We start from the raw sequence: 20,042 nt of genomic DNA, 5'->3' as shown, positions 1-20,042 counted from the left end.
TTCTATTTTATAAAAAGTCTTCTTTATCTTCAAATTTTTTAAATAGTATTTATATAATTGAGTATTGAATCGGTTTAGGATTCATTTTCAAAGTTAAGATTCTTCTATTTTGAGATTTTGTAAAGGTCCTTTTTAAGTATAAAAATACTTTACTCTTCTAATATATTATTTTAATCATGCGTCTGTTTAAAACCTTAAATTCACTGAGGGTATTTTATTACATATTTTTTTGTAAATTTGAAATAATTTAACCTAACGCGTTATAGTTGGTGAGTGAGGGTTTACTAAATTTAAAATTAAAACAGAGGGATTGAATGAGACTTTTAAAGTTATTAAAGATCAATTCGAATATAAAGATACTCTTAAGTATGTTTATGATTTCGATATTATTTTCTTGTAAGGATAAACAGGGCCCGGGAATAGAATCTTGGTTGTGGGTTTTAAATCCTGTTCAATTGGATAGTAAGGCGCTTTCTGAAAGGACGTATACGTCAGATGGTAGGATAACATTTGCGAAGTTCAATTCGGATCTAGTTCCTTATTCACGTAAACAAGCACCTGAAGTTCTTAAGACGTATTTGCAATTACCCTTAAGTTCTGAAGCTACATTCTTGCGTTCGGCTCGTGTAGGTAATTATGATCAGGATCGGTTCCAGCAGAGATATAAAGGTATTAGAGTAGAGAATGGAATTTATACAGTGGTCTCAAAAGAGAATACGATAGAATTGATGATGGGTGAATTTCACCAAGTTCCAGAGAATTTTAATTCCTCTCCTAAGCTATCCGAGTCAGAAGCACTTTCAAAGACTTTAAAACATATCGGAGCTAAGAAGTATATTTGGGAATCTGTTGAACGAGAAGCAGCATTGAAACGTAAGAAAAATGATCCAAATGCAAGTTATTTTCCGAAGGGAGAACTATTAGTTTATGAACATTCATTAGGAAAATCCAATACTAAAAAAGAGTTTCGATTGGCTTATAAATTTGGTATAGCCTCGATAGATCCACCAATATCGAGATACGTGTATGTGGATTCTAACTCTGGGGAAATTCTATCCAGTAAAGATGCTAGAAGATACGAGGGAGTTCAATTTCCAAGTCCAAAACCTCCTATAGAAATAGATATTGATTATAGTCGTTGTATAATAGACAGAGAATATTGTATCGAACAGGGAACGGCAATGACCCGTTTTAGCGGATTACAATCGATTACAACTTGGACGGCAGGAAAAACGAACCATTTTGAACTGAAAGATAATTCGAGAGGCGGTGGAATTTATACTTACTCTTGGGAATTTGTAAAAGATCCTTTGGAAGATATTCAACTTTTGAATATTCCAATGATTGATACTAATAACTCATGGTCGCAATCTGAATATCATGACGATTATAATCATGATGCGTTATTGGATGCACATTGGGGAATTGAAATGACTTATGACTATTTCAAATCCATTCATAATCGGTTGAGTTATGATGGTGATAATAGTAGAATATTTAATAACGTGCACTATTTTAATGCGTTTGTAGCGAATAACGCGTATTGGGATCCTGTTACGGAAGAAATATATTACGTTTACTGTCCTCATAAAAATAGTATATGCAAGGGTTTTAATCTACCGATTCTCTTAGACCCTAAATATGAAGATTTTACTTCTTTGGATATTGTATCTCATGAATTTGGGCATGGTATCAACGGGGATCTTGCGGGTTTTAATCTTGATATGGAGCCAGGCGCTCTCGATGAAGGTTTTAGCGATATTTGGAATGTTGGTGTAAATAACTACGTAAATAAAGTTTTAGGAATGCAAAAGAATATTTGGTTAGTAGGAGATGAAACGGTTCCGGGAGGAGGAATGCGTTCTGTGTCAAATCCAAAATCTACTACAGTAATGTCCCCTGGGCCAAATACGTATCATGGAGATCTTTGGGATTTTGAAGATAACGAAGCACATACGAATAGTCTTGTTTTGAGTCACTGGTTCTATACTTTATCCAAAGGAAAATTAGGATTTAACGATTATGAATGCACGTATAACGTTTCTGGAATTGGCATTGAAAAAGCCGAAAGAATTGCTTATGTTGCCCTTCTTTTTCTTTCTTCTACGTCCGGTTATACTTCTGCAAGGACTTATGCGATTATTGCGGCTAAACTATTGTATGGTTTGTTTTCTTCGGAAGTAAAAAGTACAATTGATGCTTGGGATGCAGTAGCTGTTCCGGCTGAGACGACTTCTCGCGGAGGACAAGGTATGGTAAGGCCTCGACATTATATCGCTTCTGTAAAACTTTCTAATGTAACGAACGATTCCGGAAACGATTGTGGGTACAAGGATAATTCATACTTACTTCCAACGGTCTTGAGAGGAGTGACGTATAACATGGTGTTATTGAGTCAGGGTTCGGCAAGTAATCCGTCAAAAGTTCACAAATGGAGAGTATGGATCGATTTTAATCAAAACGGTAGTTTTGAATCGTCGGAAATGGTAGTTCAGGATACTGTTAATTCTTCGTTTGGAGGAACATTACAAAAATCGATTAAGATCCCAACGAATGCACTTACTGGATATGCGAAGATGAGAGTTTCTATGAAGGCGGCTCAAAGTGGAGAAGCTTATCAAGGTTCGAGTGAAAGCTTTGTAGAAGGAGAAGTGGAGGATTATATTGTTTCGATTCTAGATTTCAGTTTATAGAAATCTTTAAGGGAATTTCTATAAAATGAATTTTAAAAGGAACTGATCACTAAACACCAGTGTTATGTAGAAGTTCTTTATGAAATTTTGTCGTCTTGAAATTTTATAGAGATTCCCTTTTATTTAAGAAACTTTTATAAAGTCTAAAAAAACTATATTCAAATCAAATTTCCGTATAAAATTATCTTTTAAGCGAAGATTTCTTTAGGTTAAAAATTTATTTGATAGAAGTTCTTTTATTTTCAGATTTCAAATAAAATCTGTTATTCTTCCCGAAAAACAAATAATGGCGATGGAAATTTTTTAACTCAAAACTCAATTGGTATAGGATAACTTTAAGTTTAGTTCTTTTTCTTTTCTATAGTAATATCTTTCCTATATAACGTGAGTTCGATCTAGGAAAGTAAAAGTTGGAAATTATCTTTGGATCTCAAATTCAAAGAAGGTTTTTTTGGAAAAGACGAAAACAAACTACGATTGTTACTACCTCACTCAAACTTAACTGAAATTTACTGTTTCTTTTTCGTAATACTGGGGCGAAAGTATTTTCCGTTCCAGATTATTTTTTGTTGTGTACAATAATCGTCTATTGATGCAGATCCATATTTAACCTCCGTTTTGCTGAAAAGTTTGGTTCAATATGTGATCTAGTGCATTTGAATACAAAATCTTTCTTTTTTTTCTATCTTACATCGAACTCACGTTATATAAATCCTTATCCCTAGTTCAACTGTACTCGTTAATTTGAGATAAATTAAAAGCTTAAAAAGTTTAATTTTTTCGTTATTAGTTTGTTTTTTTAGGCAACTTGAAATAGATCCGGTTGTTACGTTTTAGTATAAATTTTCATATTATAATATTAATTAAATATTCTATATATAAAATAATTTATTTTTTGAATATATTGCTTTTTTTATGTACCTTTCTCAAGTTTTTGATTCTTTGTTTGGAAGAATTTTAAGTTATGGTTTGTTGAAGTTGTTAGTTTTTGATTTAGCAAAAGTAAATTTAAAAATTGGGTTAGAAGGAGAAATTGAATGGAAAATTTTAAGTGGTTAGGTATCGATTTGAGGTTAAAAATACTCATTTGTATTTTTTCGATTTTATTTTCTTGTAAGGATAACAAACAAGAATTTGGAGAATCTTGGATAAGTCTTTTCAATAATGTGAAAATGGATGAAAAGGCAATTTCAGATCGTCATTATTCATCAGATGGAACACTTACGTTTGCCACGTTCAATTCGGATCTTGTTCCCTATAATCGCAAACAAGCACCTGAAGTTTTGAAAACGTATTTACAGTTAACTTTAAATTCGGAGCCAGTTTTTTTACGTTCGAATCATATTGGAGATTATGATCATGATCGATTCCAACAGAGATACAAAGGAATTAAAGTCGAAAATGGAACGTACACGGTAGTCTCAAAAAGAAACACCATCGAATTTATGATGGGTGAATTTTATCAAGTTCCGGAGAATTTTAATTCTTCTCCTAAATTGTCAGAATCAGAAGCGTTTTCAAAAGCGTTAAAACATTTTGGAGCTAAAAAATATATTTGGGAATCTCCGGAAAGAGAAGAAGCTTTCAAGAAAAAGCAAGATGATCCTAGTGCGACTAATTTTCCAAAAGGTGAACTTTTAGTTTATCAACATTCATTAGGTAAATTGAATTCTCAAAAAGAATTTCGATTGGTTTACAAATTTGGAATTGTATCAATTGAACCTTCTTTTTCGAGATATGTGTACGTAGATTCCCATTCTGGTGAGATTTTAGCAAATATGGATGCTAATCGTTATGAAGCTGGTGGTGGAGATACGACTCCAACAACTCCACAAACTCCGCCAGATACGCATTACGGAATTTGTTTTCCTGACAAAACTCCTTGTATTAAACAAGGTACGGCTGCGACACGTTTTAGCGGAATTCAGTCGATTATAACTTGGACTACAGAGGCAGATTATTTCGAACTCAAAGATTATTCAAGAGGTAAGGGAATCGTTAGTTATTCTTGGGAATTCGTGAGAGTTGCCCCATCGGCATTGGAAACTGTAAAAATTCCTCTGATCGATACTGATAATAATTGGACGAAGGCTGAATATCACGATGATTACAATCACGATGCAGTTTTGGATGCGCATTGGGGAATTGAACATACGTACGACTATTTTAAATCCGTTCACAATCGTTCTAGCTTTGATGGAGAAGATGCCAAGATAGTAAATAATGTACACTATACAAAGGTGCTTAATTTTAATAATGCACACTGGAATCCTATTACAGAAGAATTAGAATACACGTACTGTCCTCACGATAGTAGTCTTTGTCATGGTATTAATGATGAGATTCTTTTAGATCCAAGATTTGAAGATTTTACGTCTCTGGATATTGCATCTCATGAATTTGGGCATGCGATAAATGCATACGCTGCTGGTTTCGATTATAACGCAGAATCTGCTGCTCTCGATGAAGGATTTGGTGATATTTGGAATGTTGGTGTGAATCACTATGTGAATAAAATTTTAGGAATGCACAAGAATGTCTGGAGATTTGGCGACGAAACCGTTCTCAATGGAGGAATGCGTTCTCTACAATATCCGAATTCTGCTACGCCGGTTACTTTGGGAGGAGCGGATACGTATTACGGAGACCTTTGGGATTTTACCAATAAGAAGACTCATGAAAACGGTCTGGTTCTCGGTCATTGGTTTTATATTCTTTCCAATGGGAAGAGTGGGATCAATGATCATTCGTGTGAATACAATACAACTGGAATCAGTATCGAAAAAGCGGAGAAAATAGCTTATTCTACCATCCATTATCTTTCTCCAACTTCTGGATATGTAGCAACAAGGAGTGCGGCTATTCTTGCCGCTAAAAATCTGTATGGGAAGTTTTCATCAGAAGTAAAAAGTACGATCGATGCTTGGGACGCGGTAGGTGTTCCTGCGGAAACAACTTCTCGTGGAGGAGATGGAATGAGAAAGGTTGGAAATTATATCACTTCTGTAAAACTTTCGGGCATGGAAAATAATTCCGGAAACGATTGTGGATACAAAGATAACACGTATCTTCATCCTTGGGTATTGAAAGGGGGAACGTATCAGTTGGTGTTATCAAGTGAAGGTTCCCAGCTTCCTTTGAAATCTCATAAATGGAGTGTGTGGATCGACTTAAATCGAAATGGGATTTTTGATTCTTCTGAGATAATACTTCAAACTTCAAATCAACTTTGGGGAGAAGGAACTCTTCAAAGATCGATCGTAATTCCAACGACCGCTTTGACTGGAGATACGAAGATGAGAGTTTCTATGAAGGCTGCGGATTCTTGGGAAGCATATCCGCGTGCTGACGAAAAGTTTTACGATGGGGAAGTGGAGGACTATACAATAAGTATTAATAGTTTCCGTCTCTAAAAATCTATAAAACTATACGACTAGTATCTAAATCGGCTCGATGTAAAAACGTTGAGTCGATTTTTGCAAACTTGTCTGTCTTTTGCACATACAAAAATTTTTTCTAAGGTTCTCTTTGATAGAATTATAAATTAACTTTACTGAATATTCTTAAAATATAACTTATTTTCAAAGATCAGAAAATAGAGTTGTTGAAAAATAAATTTTCCATCTGTTTCTGTTTTATGAAAACAGTCGATTGAAGCAGTTTTGTTAAGCGGGCATTATGGAATTTTTCAACAACTCTAATAAATAAAAATGATTCCAGATTTTAATTTGAGTTCGTTTTTTATAATCCGGCTTCGATCCGTCCTTTGATTTTACGTAGAATTAAAATCATTGCGTACGTATCTAATTTACAGTATTCGATTAGATTTTTTTCTACTTCTTTTCTTTCATTTTCAGACATAGATTCCGTTTTGGCTCTTAAAAATTCAGAGTTTGCCATTTGGCCGGATTGTATTTTTAAATTCTTATAATTCTTACCCGTGATAATTGGAAGAATTGTTTTTAAAGAGGTACTTCCTTTTTGATCCGGATGATAATATTCATATCCCCAGAACGGCGTAGCTAAATCGAGAAAATTATCTTGGATCGACTTAAGCCAATCCTTATATTCTGTAAAAATCGCTGCTGATTCATCTAAACATCTTTTTTCAAATTTATCATTAAAACAAACAATAGTTCCTTCTGGTAAAATCCATTCTTGCAGTTTTTCTAATATTCCTTTTCTTGGATCTACGATTCCGTCGTCTATGTAGTGAAAATTTTCCGGTTCTTGGAAAAGATCCTTACGAATCACGTGTAATGAAAATAAAAAAGGAACGTGTTGAAATGGATAAGTTTTAGGATAAACCGGAATAGGAGGGTTGATCGATTCGAAATCTAAAAAATAGATTGGATAACGTATTTTTTCAAAAAGTTCAGTAAAAACTTTTTGATTTATAAACGGTTTTCCAGTCTGCATCGTTTGGACTTGGGTTTTTTGTCGGGCGGTTAAATTTTCAGTTTCTTGAATATCTTTTAGATAAAGAATTCCTTGTTTGTAAAATTTTAAGGATTCAGCCTTTCCTTCCCGAAGTGTAAAAATATCTCCCGGAACTTTTCGCGCCAGACAAATGTCCGGATACGAACAATCTCTAGGATGAGAACATAGATTACTCGTAAAACGAGGAGGAAGATTTTTTCTCGAAACAAGATCAAATAAAGAATAAGCACATTCTTTTGTTTCTTTTTCTTTAAGAAAAACTTCGTCTGTAACATCCTTTCGAACAAAAAAGGAATCGATATGGATTTCGTCTTCGAATTGAAATTTGGAATTCACAAAAAGAAGAGAACATTTAGAGATTGGAAAGCCGGATTCCTCCGCTACAAATTTTTGAAATGCAATTTCTGGAATATGTTGTTTTTTAAATGAACTTGAGGCTTTAAGAACTACGATTTCAAAAGTTCCGGGTATTTCTTTGTTTGGAAGTATATATTCCGTTTTCATTATAAACTTTTCGGTTTCCAAACAGGCGGATCTGACGCTTTGGCCGGATTTTAAAAATTTTCTGGTTTCTGTATCAGAATAACGGACGTTTTTAGACTTGGGAAAAAGAGAATGAGAAAGATCTCTTAAAAGTGATTTTTGTTTTGGAGAAATGTATTGGTGTTCAAAAGGATCGAAGTCAGGATGAGGTTGATACGTATTTAACCAGAGAAGATATTCACACTGAAATCCTGTTATAAAATCCGATTTAGTTAGCTTTGAAATTTCTTCTTTGGATCTTTTGAGAGGAAGACTTATCCATTTCGAAAAAAATTTCCGAAATGAATAAATCCATTTTAGAATTAAAGCCGCCCGGTTTTTCAGGCCAATAAAACCTTGATGTCCTTAGGACTGGAAACCGCATAGATTTTATTTTCAGAAGTTCCCATGTTCGCTTGAGTCAGTTTCTGACTTACCACACTTGGCCCGAAATCGATACCGGTAACGTTTGTTGCGGTAACAAAAGGTTTAACAGCCTTATCCCAATAAAGGGTTTTTATCAACATCTCTCTAAAAAGTGGAATCCCAAGTTCAGAGTCGGATTGCATGTTTCTTCCGTCAAAGATAGAATAAACCGGAATTTTCAAATCGGAACCTTTAAAATTAAAACCAATTCTTTCCATATCCGACGGAATGGTTTTATTTGTATCTTCCATATGAGGAGAATGAAAAGGAGCAGTAGTTCTCAGATAAACAAACTTCACTTTTTTTTCGTCCATTTCTGATTTGAATTTTTTACGAAATTCTAATAAAGATTCCGGGCTTCCGGAAACGATATTGGAGTCGGGAGTATTATAAAGACTTACATAAATCGCTTTACTTCCACTCAAACCCAAAGAGTCGTTTGTTTGTTTGACTCTGTCTTCTAATTCTTTTTGAGAATAACCGATCACTGCAACCATAGGGGCAGGTTGTTTATCACCAACTTCTTCGTTTGCTTTGAGAAGTGCTTCGGAAGGATTGTAAGTGCCTACGAGTTCTTGCGCTCTATAACCGATATATAAAACGAACTTTAAGAATTTGGAAAATGCAGAATAAAAATCTGAACCTTCTTTACCAAGCGCGATCAATGCAGAAGAGATCACTCCTTGGCTATGTCCAGTGGCGCCGATTGAATTAGAAATTAATTCGGAAACTGGAAAACCTTTGTTTGTGAAGGCTATGTAATTTCCTATTTGAGTCAGAAAAATTCCTACGATAGAAACGGGAGCGCTACAGAGATAGTTTTCATCTGGAGCCGAATCTGGGTTTTTAACCCAACTTTCAAAATCGTAACCGCCGTAGATGATTTTTTTATCGAGTTTAGGAACTTCTTCTGCGATAGCTTTAAAAGAGGTATCAAAGAATTCTTTAAGAGAAGGTTCTGACTCATAAAGTTTAGAGATTTCTTTTAAAAAGGGAGAACCTTGTCCTCCAAATTGCAAAAAGAGTTTTCCTCCGCTTGCTTTGACTTGATTCAAAAAGTTTGCGATTGCCATGAACTTTTGCTTTCCTTAGGTGTTTAAGGATGGATCTCGTTTTATAGATGGATTCGCAATTCTTTTTTCTCCAGGGATTCGAGTTGCGTTCACGCAGGAAATTGTGTATTGTTGGATTCTTGTCTTTTTAAGCTAGGATTTAATGGATGAAAACAAATCGAATGATGGAGAAGGATTTTCAAGAGCACCTTTCTAAAGCGACTCCTTCAAAACCGTTTCTATTTTTTAATCGAGTCAATTGTATTTACGACGGATCGAAAATCATTTGGAGAGGCTGCCCGCCCGAAAACGTGGATAAGAGTAATTTAGATCTCAACGCCCTGCAAAGTCATTCCGATTTTACAATCGATTTTATGAAAGGTTATGAAGATCGCATTCTTGAAGATGTTGATCCGTTTTCTCTGCGAAAAATAAATTGGAGATTATTGGCAGATGTACGTTATGTGATTCAAGATGGAATCATTTTAAAAGGAATAGACGGAGCAAGTTTTCGGTCGTTGAGTAAGAGTCCCAGTGAGATATTTTTCAAAGATAAAAAGGCGGTTTATGTCGAAAAATTTGGAAAGTTGAAAAAGATTGATAACGCGGACCCTGAGACCTTTAAAAAAATAGGATTCTCTTATGCAAAAGATAAGAATCATTTTTTTTGTGAAGATGTCGAACTCCCTGGTTTATCCGAAAACTATACGATCAATGTATGCGGTTTTTTGTATGATGATACTATAATCTATCACTATGATTTTAGAATCGATGTGGATACAAAGACCTTTGAAATTTTGGATTTCGAAGAACATTCTAAAGCTATAAATCCTTTTATGGGTCCGTTCTTGTTAAGAGACAAAATGGGAACCTATCTTTACAAAGATCGTTCGAAAGAATTGATTCCAACGGACGACACAACTTCTGTGATTCGAAATCGAGGTTATTAGGTTTATTGAATATGACTCATCAGGAATGGTATTTTTTGTCCGGAAAATGAAGAGCCGACAATCTTTCCGCCGTTCAAGTTCGCTGATTTTGATTCGGGTTATCTCGAATCAAGTAATAAAAATGGACCGGTCGATTCGCTTCAAAATTCATTTGGCATTGATCACTTGGAACAATTCTACATTAGACTCGGTCGAAAGGAATCAAAAGCAGGTCGTTCCGCTCTTTGCAAATTCGGAAAAGTTCTTTCATGAGAAAATAGATTGACCCCATCTCCTAAAGCTTTTTCTCTTTTTTTTGAATCCTATTATAAAAGTAAGATTTAGAAATTCTATCAAGATCGGACCTCCTGAGTAATGGAAATACACCGATAACAGTTTGAATAAAAAATGATCAAAGTTAAAAACCTATCTAAATTCTATGGCAAAAAACTTGCTATAGACCGCCTGAATTTTGAGTTGGGAGAAGGAGAGATCGTAGGCCTTCTTGGTTTGAACGGAGCCGGAAAAACGACTACGATTCGAATTCTCACCGGGTACTTGATTGCGTCCGACGGAATCTGCGAGATCGATGGAATCAACACGTTTGAGAATCCACTCGAAGTCAAAAAGAAAATCGGTTATTTACCTGAAACTCCTCCTCTTTATCCTGAACTTTCGGTTCAAGATTATTTAAAGTTTGCTGCGAGAATCAAACAAGTTTCTTCCGAGTTAATCGACTCCGAGATCGATAGAGTTTGTGAAAGAACTTTTCTAACCGATGTTCGTAAGAATGATATTGAAACTCTTTCACTCGGATTTCGAAAGAGAGTAGGAATCGCACAAGCTTTACTTGGAAATCCTAGAATTGTTATTTTAGACGAACCTGTTTCCGGACTAGATCCAAAGCAGATTGTTGAAATTAGAAATTTAATTCACTCTTTGAAGGATGGACATACAATTTTACTTTCGAGTCATATTCTTCCAGAAGTTTATAAAACCTGCAATCGTTTCCTGTTTTTGCACCAAGGTAGAATGGTATATCAAAGAGATAGAAAACAACTTGAAGAAGAAATGGAAAAAGTTTCGGGTCTGGAAGTGACTCTTTCGGAAACGGATGTAGCATCCGGTAAAAAATATCTTTCCTCTTTTCCAGGAGTAAACGTGGATAAAATTCGATCCATCGGAGAAGACTCTAGAGGAAACACGTTTTTAGTTTCCACTTCTACCGAAAGAGAATTTAAGGAAAAACTTTTCGCATCCGCTTCTTCTTCTCCTCGTTTGGAATACATTCGTAAACAAGAAGTTACCTTAGAACAGATTTTTATGAATCAGGTTTAAAGTTATGTTTCAAAATATTAAATGGATTTTTTTCAAAGAAGTAAAAGTATTTTTCGGAACCTTTATGGCTCCTTTAGTTTTCGGCGGGACCGCTTTTTTAAATTCGCTTTTTGTATTAATTCTGAATTTTAATTCGGGTACAAACTACGTTGATACAACGGTCATTACGTTTCTTTCCTTTATGTCGACGATCATCATTTCTATGTTGATTCTTGCTATGGGAAGTATCACGGAAGAAAGAAACCGAGGCACACTTGAGTTTCTGTTTACGGCTCCGATTACCGATTTGGAAATTGTAGCAGGTAAGTTCGCGTTCGGAACTTTGATTTGTTTTTTAATTTCTGTTTTTGTAAACGGATTGTTTCCGATTTTTCTTTATTCTTTTTGGAAAGCTCCGCTTTATATAGTGGCTTCGGGAACGATAGGAGTTTTTCTTTTAGGAATTTTTTCTTTTGCGGTTGGACTTTTTGGAAGTAGTCTCGGTAAAAATCAAATGATCTCTTTATTGATTTCCATTGTGATCATTTTAACCCTTTGGGTTTCGGGATATTTTTCGTATCTATTCGATTCGGTGACTAGAAAAATTCTTTATCACCTTCATATATTTTCGCATTTTATTGCGTTTTGTAAAGGAGTTCTACCTTTGAATGGAATCGTATTCTTTGTAAGCGGTGCGTTATTCTTTCTTTATCTGACCGTAAAAGTTTTAGAATCTAGGAGATGGAGAGGATGAAAACCATATTGTTAAGAATTTTTCCTTGGGTTTCACTCGCTTCTTTATTTCTCTATTTTCCGGTTAGAGATAGCATACAATTACCCACCAATCGTTGGCTTTGGTTGGGTTTTGTATTGGTTATTTTAATATTAGAACCAGCTTATAGATGGTTTCAGAAAAAAAACATTCAAGAAGAATGGAATTCTTATATAGCTGCGGGACTGGGACTTGTGGCCTTTGGAATTTATCACCTTAGAGTGTTTTTAGAAGAGTATGCGCTGAAGTCTAATTCGATCGGATCCGGAAACGAAAGACTCAGAGAAATTCTTTTAGTACTTTTGATATTTTCTCTGATAGGGTTTTTAATTCTAACCTTGTTAAAGGAGTTAGGGAAAGATTCCGCAGGTGCTCAGAGTGTTTTAAAAACTTCAAAACAAGCGTTGATCAGATATTTTATTCTGAATTTGGCGATCGTTTTTGTAGTTCTTGTAATTGTAAATTACATTTCCGTAATGCGAAATCATAACTTCGATCTGAGTTCTAAAGGACAGTATTCTTTTAGTCCGGCTGCGATTAAAATTCTAAAGAACGTCAACAAAGAAGTTGATGTAGTTGCTTTTTACCCAAGACCTTTGGAAAATTCTCCTTCGAGCGAAAAAGCAAATTCTTTTTCTTTAAGAAGAATCCGGCCCGATTTAGAAATTTATTTGGATCAACTGAAGTCTTTGAGTCCTCAGTTTAAGGTTCGTTTTATCAATGCAGACGTAGAGCTGGACGAGCTTGCTGAGTTTGGTCAGGTTTCGAATGGAGTCATTTTACTAAGAACCAAAAAACCTTTAGCAGAGGTGACCGGAAAACAATACGCGGAACAAAGACTTTCCATCCGAGAGAAAAATGATCTAGAAGATTTAGAACGTAAGATCGTGCAGGCGGTAGTAAACATAACGACCGAAGAAAAAAATATTTATTTTACTCAATCGAACGGAGAAAGATTTTCACCTATCTTTCAAAATCTTCCAAATGAAAAAGTTGGAATTTTATCCAATTCTTTGAGTTTTTTAAACTTTAAAGTAAAGGGACTTGGGATTGCAGAAGGTTGGCCGACTCGGATTCCGGAGGACGCGGACGTTTTGATGATTGCCGGACCTACGGTTGCTTTTTCGAAAGAAGCCCAGAGTTCTCTTATCGATTTTGTAGAAAAGAAAAAGGGAAAAATTTTTATCACGATCGATCCAAAGGGAACTGAAAATTTTGGATGGCTTTTAGAAAAATCTGGATATGAGTTTGTAAAAGGTCCAATTTCTCAAGTACAAGGACAAGCGGGCATGGTGCTTGCAAAGTCTTTTAAAAAACATCCGATTGAAGAAGCTTTAACTAGAAAAGACACGGGAACCATGTTTCCCTTTGCTGGTTATTTTGTTCCGCAGACAAATCAAGGGCCGGGCGGAAAAAATCTAGAGGCATATCCTTTGATGGAATCTGGAGGGGACGCTATATTAGATAAAAATAATAATGGAAAATTGGATGCAGGAGAGGAAAGAAGAAACGTAATTTTAGGAATGGTTTTAAAAACAGTTTTAAAGGTTCAAAAAGAATCGGCCGCAGAGAATCCAAAAACGGACGAATCTAAACAGGGTTTACAAAAAGATCTGAATTCTACAGGGTTGAATTCAGATCAAGAAGTTGTTTCTCAAAACTCCGAAATCCAAAAAGATATTTCTCAAAATACGAATGTAGATTCAAAAGAAGAAGGTCGAGTAGTAATTTTTTCGGGAACTTCTTGGATTACAGATCAGTTCATTTCTTACGGAGTGAATTACGAACTTGCAACTTCCTCAATTACTTGGATGTATCAAGACCTTTCCTTGTCTTCCATTCAACCGAAAAAAGAGGAAGTAAATACGGTTTCTTTGACTGACGTTCAAAAACGAGTCGTTTGGATTTTAGGAATGTTTATTTTTCCAGGATTGATCGCGTTTGTTTCTGCGGCGATGCTTATTCAAAAGCGTAGAAAAGAAGGACAAGAATCTTGAAACGTTGGCTTGTTTTATTTTTCGCGTTAGTCGCACTTGTGCTCAGTTTTTTCTTTTTAGAAGAAAAAAAAGAGGAACGTTCGGAGGTTTCCTTTTGGGAGATTGATATAGACGAAATTGAATACCAACCGCCTACGAATTTTTGGGACGGGGAAGTTTCTATTTTTTATAAATCTTCTATTTTTCTTAAAAAAAGAAAGGGTATTAGTGAAAGTGGAAACTTTCTTACGATCGAATCCAAAGACTTAGAAACTGGAGATACGATTGTATTTGAAGGTGGGTATAATTCTGAAAACATTTTCAGAGAACTTTCGGTTTTAAAAGTAAAAGGAGTGGAACCGATTCAAGGAGAGAAGATTTCCACCTCACTACAATTAAACGAAAATTCCCCAAAGATTTATTTAAAATCTTCTGGTAAGATCCTGAAAACAATTTGGATCGGAAAAAAGAAAACTGGAGATTCAACCAGAATTGTAAAAGAAGGAAACGAAATTTTAATCATCCAGGCAAATACTATAGATCGTTTTACAAGAGGAATTGGAGAATTTAGACAAAAACAACTCATCAATTTAAAAGACGAGTCCGTCGTTGAAACGATTTGGGAAGAAGAGGGAAAAACCATTCGTCTGGATAATCACCCGTTTAAAGAAAAAACGATAAAGAAAAATTTTTGGAGAAGACTTTCCGGTAAACTTATAACTTTGGAACAAACCTTAGGAGATTCTTGGAACAACCAAGTTGTAGGTCAACTTGTAGAATTGTATCCGGACGATCCGAATGGGGCGGGTTATGCGATTGCTAAACGTTTGACAGCGGTTCCTGCAGACGCCTCATTAAAAATTCGAATCTCCAATGGGGATTGGATCACGTTACGTTATTATCCGAAAACGAATATCAATTCAATCGATTATAGACCTGCAATTCGAATCGTAAATGATAAATTTTCAGAACCTCCTTTTTATATTCGAGAAGATAGTTTCTTGCGATTAAAAGAAGTTGTGGGGAATTTGGAGAAAGCGGAACAGAAAAAAGAACCCGTAAATCAGAACGACCAGAACGGGCTTCCTAAAAATCTAACCCCAAAAAATGATCGCAGATAAAGAACAGGATTTCTCAGACGTAAGAACCGAACTGATTCAAAAAGTTTTTCAGTTTCCTGGAGATGCTTTTGATCTTTATCAGAAGATAGAAGGCTTCGGTTATTTTGAAATTTTAAAAACTCATTTTCTACTTTGGATTCTTGCACCCGTTGCTAAGATACTGTCCAATTTCTTTTTTTCGATTCTTTCGTTTGTTCGATACGAAGAAGGCGAGTGGAGTTTGTTTTCGGGAGTTCTATTTTCTTTTGTGATGTATCCCACGGTTTTATTTTTAGTCGCCCAGTTTGATGTGTTTCGGGTTTTTATGAAAAAAGTTGATCGAACCAAAGGGGAAACTCTCCCTCCTGCAAATATACTGCTTGTTTCGTTTATCCCATTTAGTGCTTCTTCTATATTCTGGATTTTACCTTCTCCGTTACAGGCCGTATTGATTTCGATCTCGTTTTTTCTATCTTGTGTGCTTTCTGTTCATAGTTTGAAAAAAAAATTGAATTGGAAAAATAAGGAAATTCTAATATTCTTTTTATCCGGATCCGCCTATTTTTTAACTGGAATATTATTTTTAACGGTTATTTATAATTTAATCAGGACAATTCTCAATTGAAGATTTATTTGATCGGAATTGGTGGTATTGCGATGGGTAACCTCGCTTCTATGCTTCAAAAAAGTGGCTATGAGGTTTCTGGTTCGGATGCGGGAGTTTATCCTCCTATGTCGGATAAATTGAAAGAATGGGGAATTCCGTATTTTGAAGGTTTTAGAGCGGAGAATCTCAAGGGTCAAGATCTGATCATAGTAGGAAATGCGATTTCCAGAGGAAATCCGGAAGTAGAAGAGATGCTTAATTTAGGAATGGATTATATTTCCATGCCCGCAGCAATTGGAAAATTTTTTCTCAAAGGGAAAAAAGTAATCGTAGTCGCCGGGACTCACGGTAAGACCACGACTACATTCTTAATTCATCATATACTAAAAGAGAATGGAGTTGAACCCGGATTGTTTGTGGGAGGGATTCGGAAAGATGGTCTACCCGGATTTGAATTGGGAAACGGGTCAATTTTCGTAATAGAAGGTGATGAATACGATACTGCGTTCTTTGATAAGTCCTCTAAGTTTTTACATTATAAACCCACCTACACGGTGTTAAATGCATTAGATTTTGATCATGCAGATATTTTTCCGGACATTACGGCGATCGAGACCATGTTCAAACGTTTGATCAATCTAGTTCCTGGAAACGGAAAAATTTTTTATTGGAATGGTTCTGGTTCTCTTAAAAAACTAGTTCAACACGTTTCGTTTACAAAGGTAGAAGGATTTGAATGGAATCGCAAAGATTCTTGCCTTACTTGGAAAAAACACGAACTCTTTTGGGCAGATCAAAAGTTAAATCCGTCTTTATTTGGAGATCATAATTATAGAAATATAGAAGTTGCAATTCGAGTTTGTTCTGAAATTTTGAAAATTCAAAATCCTTCTGGTTATAAAGAAGGGATTGCAAAGGCCATTGATTCTTTTCCGGGTGTTAAAAGAAGACAGGATATACTTTTCCAATCTCCGAATGCGATCGTAATGGAGGATTTTGCACATCATCCGGTTGCAGTGCACGAAACAATTCATGCAGTTAAAAAAAGATTTCATGGTTATAAAATTATTTCCTTGTTCGAACCTAGAAGTGCGACCTCTCATCGAAATGTATTTCAAAAAGAATATTCATATTCTTTTATAGGTTCCGATTTAACTATTCTTACTGAAATTCATAATCTAAAAAAAGTATCAAAGGATATTCGTCTGGATGTAAAAAAGTTAGTTCAAAAACTTTTAAAAAACTCCAAAACGATTCCGGTTTATGCAAAGGATCCTAAAGAGTTACTCGTTAAACTCGAGAAAATGATTCCACAATTTACGGGTCAAAAAATTCTAATCTTAGCCATGTCTAACGGGTCTTTCGGTGGTATTTATCCAAGGCTTGTTGAATTGGCTCGGAAACACGTATGAACTTATCTGAAGAATTAGATTCTATCTATAAAGAAGCGATTCAAAAAATCGGTTCTTCCATATCCGAAGAAGATTTAGATAAAAATAAAAACGATTTTATCGGAAAAAAAGGAAAGTTGACTGCGGTTTTAAAAAACGTTGCTTCACTTTCTATTGAAGAAAAAAAAACAGTCGGACAAAAAGCAAACGAACTTTCTAAAAAATTAGAAACATTCATTTCTGAAACTAAAACTTCTTTAAAGAAAAAGCTTTTTGAAAAACAGGCGGCTTCTGAGTTTTTTGATGTTCTTCGTCCTCTTTCTAAACCTTCTAACGGAAGTTTACATCCAATCACTCAGATTCAATATGAAATAGAGGACATTTTTGCTTCTATGGGTTTTAGCGTGATGGATGGTCCGGAAATTGAAACCGATACCAATAATTTTGGGGCCTTGAATTTTACAGAAGATCATCCAGCGAGAGAAATGCAAGATACGTTTTATCTTGAAAATGGAAATCTTTTACGGACTCATACTTCCGCGATTCAAGTAAGAACATTAAGAAAATTGAAACCTCCTTTTAGGATCATTGCACCCGGTAGAGTCTTTCGTTATGAGGAAGTAGACGCTTCTCACGAACATACTTTTTATCAGATCGAAGGAATGGTCGTAGGTAAGGATATTTCTGCGGCAAACTTGATTGATACAATGCAGGTTTTACTTTCTAGAATTTTTGAAAAAGAAATCAAAACTAGACTTAGGCCTGGTTACTTTCCTTTTGTGGAACCTGGCTTTGAATTGGATATAAGTTGTCTTGTTTGTGATGGAAAAGGTTGCCCTGTTTGTAAACAATCTGGATGGCTGGAACTTTTGCCTTGTGGGCTCATTCATCCTAACGTTCTATCTCACGCTGGATTGGATCCAAAAGAATGGACTGGTTTTGCGTTTGGTCTTGGGCTTGATAGACTCGTAATGATGCGTTATGGGATTCACGACATTCGTTATTTTCAATCCGGAAACTTAAGATTTTTAAAACAATTCTAATATGATTTCTACACCCATTCAAACTCGATGGATGGACATGGACCCGTTTGCTCATGTAAGTAATTCGGTTTTTGTAGCTTATCTTGAAATTGGAAGAGTGGATTATTGCAAACGTCGTTTGAATGTGAAAGGGATTTTTGATGTTCCGTTTATTTTAGCGAGAATTGAAATTGATCTTAAAAAATCCATTGAGATACACCATCAAGTAGAAGTACAGACTTCGGTTATTCGAATCGGAAATAAGTCTTGGGACTTTCAATCTAAAATCATAGAAACAAATACCAAAGAAATTTTTGCGGTTGCAAAAACGGTTCAAGTTGCGTTTGATCACGTAAACAAATCTAGCATTCCGATTCCGCATAACGTTAGATTAATTTTGGAAGAGGATCTGAAAGAATTCCAGAGTCGCCATTAAAGAAGAAAGAACTGATTCTTGGTAGTGAAATTGTCGCTGCACAATTTATTATTTATTTGTATTCTTTCCATTTTATTAAAATATTTTTATATTGATTTGGAGAACTTTTAATGGCATCTTCTATAGTATCATAATCTGAATCTTGTTCCACTTCCCAGTCCTTATTACAGCTAAACCTGTAAATTTTTTTCGGGCATATAGCTAAACCAAATATTTCTGAAGCTATAGCACCATGAGTGTAATCGACGTAACCAAATAGCTGACTATCTGACCAATCCCATAATAATACTTTAGCACCATCTAAATATTCAGGTGGTTTCATTAAGAACTTGTCCCAAAACCTTAAAGAATTTACATGATAGTTCTTTAGAAATTTTTAATAAAACACAATAGTTCCTACAAAAACCGTCACATTTGGTAATTTGCGAACCTTCAAGTAATTCTAATATTGTTAAATTTTTGTGTGAGTTCCCACATCTTGAGGTTTTGGGACAAGTTTTAAATATTCCTTTCGTACAAGCGTTCAGCGATAGCAATTGTCGAAATTTCGCGAGTTCGAATCACATAAAGTGACTATGAAATTTTTTAATGCGAAATAGGAAGTTGCCCTGCAACGAAATATAATATTCAGTTTGAGAACAGTAAAATATTGAACACTCATGAGTTTGGTTTGGAATTGTTAGGTCGTAAGGAATAAAATACAGCATTCTTTTTGTATCCGAGAACCCACTTCTTTTCAACTCGGAATAATAAATCAGATCATTTCGGTTTACTTGGCCGATCAGAAATTTGAGCGTTTACCCACTTTAAAAATACTACTCCCATTGTCATATGTTCTTCTATATCATCCCCGTACATTTCTTCCAGAGGATCATCGTGTAGCACTGGGGGCGACCGAACCCCACTTGATTTCAGCTTCGTCTCCATAAGTGATCGTTTCGATCCAATAATTTTCCCGGTGGCACATTTGCGAACTTTTGTCGGATCCAGTTTGCGTCTTCCGTAGAAAGTTTCAAAACAAACTTCGGTCCTATCATACATGGCCGTGCCCTTTGCTCGTTGGAGGCGCACATAAAAATTTTGTTTGTGCATAAAATACATCCGAATACATAACAGCATCTTCGAGTCTATAACCGATATTTCTTGATTATAACTTTGCCCTGATTCAAATCCAACACCTCATTTCTGATAATCGGTTGCGGGTTTGTCGGTAGGGCAGTAACCTATTCCAGCGTTATATACGCAGTGAATCGAGTAAATGCAAACACTCAAAAGAATTATAAATTCAAGAATACGCAAACGGTGCAATAAAACGAAATATGGAATTAGAGAATTCATGAAAAAGATATATAGAACTTT

Annotated in this window: 15 protein-coding genes and 1 pseudogene; 11 read left to right on the top strand and 5 right to left on the bottom strand. The window is 35.3% G+C overall.

Features of this window, described 5'->3' with window-relative positions; genetic code table 11:
- Window positions 1-314: 314 nt before the first annotated feature.
- A complete protein-coding gene (locus BW942_RS07520; RefSeq protein WP_011172400.1) occupies window positions 315-2,693 on the top strand; it encodes a M4 family metalopeptidase thermolysin in 2,379 nt (792 codons plus the stop codon).
- A 457-nt stretch (window positions 2,694-3,150) separates the two neighbouring features.
- On the opposite strand, the pseudogene BW942_RS21680 reads toward BW942_RS07520, so the two are convergent.
- Window positions 3,151-3,283 (bottom strand): annotated as a pseudogene (locus BW942_RS21680) (IS982 family transposase); the annotation flags it as partial.
- A gap of 447 nt (window positions 3,284-3,730) precedes the next feature.
- Between BW942_RS21680 and BW942_RS07515 the strand changes: the two are divergent.
- Complete coding sequence (locus tag BW942_RS07515) at window positions 3,731-6,106, top strand: M4 family metalopeptidase thermolysin (protein WP_000427069.1); 2,376 nt, start codon at window positions 3,731-3,733, stop codon at window positions 6,104-6,106.
- A gap of 328 nt (window positions 6,107-6,434) precedes the next feature.
- Here BW942_RS07515 and BW942_RS07510 read toward each other — a convergent pair whose 3' ends face one another.
- Window positions 6,435-7,901: a DUF2779 domain-containing protein gene (locus tag BW942_RS07510; RefSeq protein WP_332306696.1), complete on the bottom strand. Its 1,467-nt coding sequence runs from the start codon at window positions 7,899-7,901 to the stop codon at window positions 6,435-6,437.
- A 95-nt stretch (window positions 7,902-7,996) separates the two neighbouring features.
- Window positions 7,997-9,154 (bottom strand): ACP S-malonyltransferase, encoded by a 1,158-nt coding sequence (locus BW942_RS07505; RefSeq protein ID WP_000951976.1) that lies wholly within the window; start codon window positions 9,152-9,154, stop codon window positions 7,997-7,999.
- A gap of 146 nt (window positions 9,155-9,300) precedes the next feature.
- Here BW942_RS07505 and BW942_RS07500 point away from each other — a divergent pair, with 146 nt between their 5' ends.
- The 9 genes from BW942_RS07500 (at window position 9,301) to BW942_RS07455 (ending at window position 18,683) form a co-directional block, all read left to right on the top strand.
- On the top strand, window positions 9,301-10,083 hold the full coding sequence (locus tag BW942_RS07500; protein WP_000856340.1) for a DKNYY domain-containing protein: 783 nt from the start codon (window positions 9,301-9,303) through the stop codon (window positions 10,081-10,083).
- Window positions 10,084-10,470: 387 nt separating this feature from the next.
- Entirely contained in the window at window positions 10,471-11,400 is a 930-nt protein-coding gene (locus BW942_RS07490) for an ABC transporter ATP-binding protein (RefSeq protein ID WP_000598571.1), read from the top strand.
- Between the two features lie 4 nt (window positions 11,401-11,404).
- Entirely contained in the window at window positions 11,405-12,133 is a 729-nt protein-coding gene (locus BW942_RS07485; RefSeq protein WP_000487316.1) for an ABC transporter permease, read from the top strand.
- Window positions 12,130-14,148, top strand: coding sequence for a Gldg family protein (locus tag BW942_RS07480; protein ID WP_000849194.1), 2,019 nt, complete (start codon window positions 12,130-12,132; stop codon window positions 14,146-14,148). The genes BW942_RS07485 and BW942_RS07480 overlap by 4 nt, the downstream gene beginning before the upstream one ends.
- Window positions 14,145-15,248: a DUF4340 domain-containing protein gene (locus BW942_RS07475; protein WP_000832927.1), complete on the top strand. Its 1,104-nt coding sequence runs from the start codon at window positions 14,145-14,147 to the stop codon at window positions 15,246-15,248. Before BW942_RS07480 ends, BW942_RS07475 begins: the two co-directional genes overlap by 4 nt.
- Window positions 15,235-15,852 (top strand): hypothetical protein, encoded by a 618-nt coding sequence (locus BW942_RS07470; protein WP_000559687.1) that lies wholly within the window; start codon window positions 15,235-15,237, stop codon window positions 15,850-15,852. The genes BW942_RS07475 and BW942_RS07470 overlap by 14 nt, the downstream gene beginning before the upstream one ends.
- Entirely contained in the window at window positions 15,849-17,246 is a 1,398-nt protein-coding gene (locus BW942_RS07465) for a UDP-N-acetylmuramate--L-alanine ligase (protein WP_000708411.1), read from the top strand. Before BW942_RS07470 ends, BW942_RS07465 begins: the two co-directional genes overlap by 4 nt.
- A complete protein-coding gene (pheS, locus tag BW942_RS07460) occupies window positions 17,243-18,268 on the top strand; it encodes a phenylalanine--tRNA ligase subunit alpha (RefSeq protein ID WP_001053743.1) in 1,026 nt (341 codons plus the stop codon). The genes BW942_RS07465 and pheS overlap by 4 nt, the downstream gene beginning before the upstream one ends.
- A 1-nt stretch (window position 18,269) precedes the next feature.
- Window positions 18,270-18,683: an acyl-CoA thioesterase gene (locus BW942_RS07455; protein ID WP_000626110.1), complete on the top strand. Its 414-nt coding sequence runs from the start codon at window positions 18,270-18,272 to the stop codon at window positions 18,681-18,683.
- Window positions 18,684-18,735: 52 nt separating this feature from the next.
- Here the strand turns inward: BW942_RS07455 and BW942_RS07450 are convergent, their stop codons facing one another.
- Window positions 18,736-19,005 (bottom strand): hypothetical protein, encoded by a 270-nt coding sequence (locus BW942_RS07450; RefSeq protein ID WP_000804140.1) that lies wholly within the window; start codon window positions 19,003-19,005, stop codon window positions 18,736-18,738.
- 437 nt (window positions 19,006-19,442) lie between these two features.
- Complete coding sequence (locus BW942_RS21420) at window positions 19,443-19,724, bottom strand: hypothetical protein (RefSeq protein ID WP_154213860.1); 282 nt, start codon at window positions 19,722-19,724, stop codon at window positions 19,443-19,445.
- Window positions 19,725-20,042 lie beyond the last annotated feature (318 nt).

The sequence above is a fragment of the Leptospira interrogans genome, from assembly GCF_900156205.1.
Taxonomy (GTDB): Bacteria; Spirochaetota; Leptospiria; order Leptospirales; family Leptospiraceae; genus Leptospira; species Leptospira interrogans.
The sequence above is the reverse complement of the archived record's forward strand: the minus strand, read 5'-3'. Positions and strand labels throughout refer to the sequence as shown.